The 3830-nt window shown below is 67.9% G+C and carries 7 protein-coding genes; all 7 read right to left on the reverse strand.

All coding sequences use genetic code 11. The features are described from left to right. Positions 1 to 228 (reverse strand): hypothetical protein (locus NAM01S_RS32535; RefSeq protein ID WP_157108031.1); only part of this gene is annotated, 228 nt, incomplete at its 3' end. Next, on the reverse strand, positions 225 to 1478 hold the full coding sequence (locus tag NAM01S_RS32540; RefSeq protein ID WP_063017556.1) for a hypothetical protein: 1254 nt from the start codon (positions 1476 to 1478) through the stop codon (positions 225 to 227). The genes NAM01S_RS32540 and NAM01S_RS32535, both read right to left, overlap by 4 nt. Position 1479: 1 nt before the next feature. Then, entirely contained in the window at positions 1480 to 1752 is a 273-nt protein-coding gene (locus tag NAM01S_RS32545; RefSeq protein WP_063017554.1) for a hypothetical protein, read from the reverse strand. Beyond that, entirely contained in the window at positions 1749 to 2021 is a 273-nt protein-coding gene (locus NAM01S_RS32550) for a hypothetical protein (protein WP_063017552.1), read from the reverse strand. Before NAM01S_RS32550 ends, NAM01S_RS32545 begins: the two co-directional genes overlap by 4 nt. After that, the gene (locus NAM01S_RS32555; RefSeq protein WP_082853962.1) at positions 2021 to 2842 is read right to left on the reverse strand and encodes a peptidoglycan recognition protein family protein; all 822 of its coding nucleotides are present in this window, start codon (positions 2840 to 2842) and stop codon (positions 2021 to 2023) included. Before NAM01S_RS32555 ends, NAM01S_RS32550 begins: the two co-directional genes overlap by 1 nt. Further along, positions 2826 to 3467 (reverse strand): hypothetical protein, encoded by a 642-nt coding sequence (locus NAM01S_RS32560; RefSeq protein WP_063017549.1) that lies wholly within the window; start codon positions 3465 to 3467, stop codon positions 2826 to 2828. The genes NAM01S_RS32555 and NAM01S_RS32560 overlap by 17 nt, the downstream gene beginning before the upstream one ends. Further along, positions 3464 to 3830: hypothetical protein (locus NAM01S_RS35890; RefSeq protein ID WP_373862703.1), on the reverse strand; the 367-nt coding region annotated here is incomplete at its 5' end. The genes NAM01S_RS35890 and NAM01S_RS32560, both read right to left, overlap by 4 nt.

Here is a 3830-nt window from a genome sequence, read left to right on the forward strand (position 1 = left end):
CGCCGCAATCGGGATCCATTCGATTTCTTGACCGTCGGTGCTAAACGGGGTGTTGTGGCCTGCCGCGTAGATGACGGTGGTGCTCGCCGCTGGTGTTCCGGCCTGCGCGCGGTTGCTGGAAACCACCGGCGCGCTGCCGAACACGGTGTAGTCCGTGCCGAGGCTCGCGCGGTTGAAATCGTCGGTCAGGTTCAGCGCAGTCGGTGCACCGGCGACGACGAACATCATGTCGTAACTGCCTTGAACGCGACCTGCAGACCGTTCCCCGCCGGGCTGTCTGGGGTCACGATGTAGGGAACGATTCGGCTGCCCGCAGCCACAGCCCACGGACCACCCGCAGTCACGACCGTGTCGGCCGCGTGGTTGGCTGCTGTGATCGTGATGCCCGAGGGCATCCCGGTTGACGTACCGGCGTCCGCGCGCCCGCTGGCGTTCTTGCGGATCTCGACCACGAGATTGCCAGTGCCGGCCGATTCGCCTCGAATAGTGATCTGCTGAATCGAGATGTTGCGGTCGATCAGGACGCCCTCGGGTATGACGTTGCCTCCCCCGCTCGCCCGCGCCCCCATGTGCGACTTGATCGTGAAGTCGTACGCTTGCCCGGCAGCGGTGGGTGTGCGAGCGTCGGTCAGCCTCGGGTCGTTCCCGGCCACCGCGGTCGAACTGGTGGATCCGATGGTCGGTGGAAATGTCGACGGCTTGCCGGTGATGCCCGACCAATCGGTGGTGCCCGGCGGGCCCGGCACGCCCTGCGGGCCTTGCGCCCCTGTAGCGCCCGTCGCCCCGGTGGCGCCCGTCGCTCCGGTCATACCCTGCGGCCCCCGGATCACCACACCTTGGCCGTCGGGAAGCCAGCCGGTGCCCGTGCGGTAGACGTACAGCAGTCCGTCGGCGGCGACAACATACTGCGCGCCGTCGCCCTCGGCGGGCGTGGTGGGAAGGTCGCCGTAGGTGGCGACCCGGCGGTCGATCTGCAGGCCTTCGCCTTGGGGGCCGCGCACGATCGCGGTGCCCGAGCTCGACGGGATCGGCGATTCGAGAGTGAGATCGACGAGCCCTTCCGACCCGGTATCGGGATCCTCGGGGTCGGGACCGGGGATGTACTCGGTGACAGCGAACGAGTACGGCGCGATCGGCACTCGGTCGCCGTCGTAGCTCAGATCGAAATCGACGCGCCACGTCCAGTCCGCCGGATTGGTTTCGGCACCCGGGGCGACGAGGCGGATGCCGCGCTTCCCGCGCCAGGTCAGATACCCGAACTCGTCGAGTGAGGCGACGTAGTGCTGCGGCAGCTGTACGTACGTCGCCGGGTTCGGCAGGGCACCGGCGACGAGCACCTTGGGCACCTCAGCGGTGAACGTGAGCGTGCCTGTGAGCGGCTGGAATTCGGGAAGGTCGCCGATGTCGGGACCGTCAGCGGTGTTCACCAGGAAGCGGCCAACGACCTTGCCGTGCTTGAGCGGTGCGAGATCAGCCATGTCACACCTCGTCTTTCAGCAGTTCGGGCAATTCCGGCTGCGGCGGTGGTTCGACGCCGCGCTGGTGCGCGATGTCGCGCTGATCACTCCATCGCCACAACTTGCGGATGTACTTCATTGCCGCGCGACCGATCGCGTGCGCCGCTTCGAGCTCGTCCTCGAGTTTCTCGATTCGGCCCTGCAACTCGCTGACGCGCTTCCCCTGCCAGGCCGTTGCGCCGCCGATGATCGCGGCGACGATCGCGCCGATAGCTGCGATCTGGTCAGGGTTCACGGGGCGTCGCCTGCCCGCGGCTCGGCCGCCAACCAGGGTGCCCATGTGGCGATGGCCGCGTTGACCGCGGGCATCGCCATGAATCGGGTGATCGTGGCCGAGACCGCGAGGGCCGCGCCGATGCCCGCTGCGGTCGTCGGCAGGCCGGTCGAGGCGATGAACATCGGCATGGCAGCGGCCAGGCCGACGACGAGCTGAAAGGCGGTGCGCACCACGGTCCGCCACGGATAGCGGACTTGGCTGGCATCCTCGGCGCTGTGGCGGCCCATCACTTGCCGCCCGCGAGGGCGCGCTTGATCTCGGCCACGTCGTTGCGGACTTCGGCCAGGGCCTCGACGACGGTGTTGTCCCGCTTCGGATCGACCGTGGACTTGCCGAGGATGCCCCAGCCCTTGAATCCGCCTTTTCCGTCGTCGGGGCCGAGCATCTGTTCGTGGGTCTCGCTGGTGTTCTTGTCCATCCACCAGAACAGGTCTCGGAACTTCAGCGCGGTTCCTCGGAAGTTCTTGATCAGTGCGTCGAGCATTGTGTCCTCCTCATCAGGGCCGGGGGTGTGGTCGATGAGGGCCTGAACGTCGCGCCGGAATGCGATCATGTCGATTCCGGTCGGGTCGATCTTGCCCTCGCTGCTGTACTCGCGGTGTCCGACGCAGTCGTCGGCGTCGCGGCCGATGCGGCGCAGGATGGCAGCGCAGCCGCGTTTGTAGGCGTCGAGTTGGGCTGGAGTCCAGTCGGTTCCGTCGCCGCGCGACACAGCCTCGATGCCGATCGTGTGGAAGTTCGCGTCGTTGGTAGGCCATCCCGGCCAGCTGCCGCGCCCGGCGTGCCAGCACACGCCTGCCGCGATCACGCGATAAGTGCCGTCCCGCTCGAGGACGAGCTGGGCGAGCGGGCCGGGCAGGTCGGGGCGGCCGTTCTGCACGATGCGCCAGTCGTTCGAGCCTCCCCCGGCGGTGTGGTGGCAGATCACACCGCGGATGTCGCGGAAATCCCCGTGCCCGCGGTCGCGCCAGCCGTCGTGCTCGACGACGGCCAGGCCCTCGGCTCGCAGTACATCAGCGAGCCATACAGGGTCACCGGTCCATGCCATTCTGGGCCTCCTTGATCTTCTCGCGGATGCGCTCGACGATCCCGGCAAGCGCCTCGCTCTTGGTCGCGGCCTGGTAGCCGAGGCCTCGGGGGTGTTCTGCTTTCCAGCTGCCATCCGGGAGCTGGGAGACCTTCACTTCGTCGACGTCCCAGAACGTCTCGGGATCGGGTGCGGGCCACTCACCGGTGTCGGGGTCGGGCCGGATGTGCAGGCCGAGGTCGTGGGGACCTGGCAGACCGCCGGGTGTCGGTACCCAACGGATCCGCTCGTGTGCGGGGTCGCGCCGCCAGCCGCGCTCGACGAGGTATGCGGCGACGCGGGCCGAGCTCGGCAGGGTGAACACGGTGGCGTCCGCGAGTTTTCGGCCCGCGCTGTTGCGCCACTCGGGCAGGTGCAAGATCGCCAGATCCGAGAGCAGGTCGACGACGGCGGGGTCGAGCGGCTCGACCTTGCCTGGGTCGGGCAGCTTGCCGTCGAACGCCATCTTGGCGAACTCGCGGTACTTCGCGGTGATCCGTTCCCGTTCGGCCGCGCTCTGCTGCTGCGCCTGTATGCGCTCCTGTTCCTTGCGGCCCGCTTCGGTGACAACGGTGCGCAGCACCTCGGGCTCGGGCGTATCGGTCACGGCTGCTCCATCAGTGGTTGTGCGGCGACGACGAGCTGCGCGCCGGTGGTGACGATCGAGTAGTTGCGCTCGCCGATCTTTCGGGCGATCACGTAGATCACGGCGGTCTCGGACGGGCCGACGACGCCGAGGTCACTGGCGGGTGTGACGGCGTGCTCCCATCGCGGGTACAGCTGCACCTCATAGCGGTTGGCGACACCAGTGCCGTAGCCGAACCCGATGATTTCGCCCTCGGGTGAGCCGAGGCGGATCTCGATCTCGACGTGCGCCTCGTTGAGCGCGCTCACATGAACCTGCACGGTGATGTTCCCGGAGAGGACCAGCGGCCGCCAGGCGATCGGCTGCGCCGGAATCGTCATCGTC

It is taken from the genome of Nocardia amikacinitolerans NBRC 108937 (genome assembly GCF_001612615.1).
Taxonomy (GTDB): domain Bacteria; phylum Actinomycetota; class Actinomycetes; order Mycobacteriales; family Mycobacteriaceae; genus Nocardia; species Nocardia amikacinitolerans.

What these genes read in the sequence shown, in the direction of transcription:
- NAM01S_RS32540 (WP_063017556.1), bottom strand. Translation starts at nt 1,478, where the DNA reads ATGGCTGATCTCGCACCGCTCAAGCACGGCAAGGTCGTTGGCCGCTTC.
- NAM01S_RS32550 (WP_063017552.1), bottom strand. Translation starts at nt 2,021, where the DNA reads ATGGGCCGCCACAGCGCCGAGGATGCCAGCCAAGTCCGCTATCCGTGG.
- NAM01S_RS32555 (WP_082853962.1), bottom strand. Translation starts at nt 2,842, where the DNA reads ATGGCATGGACCGGTGACCCTGTATGGCTCGCTGATGTACTGCGAGCC.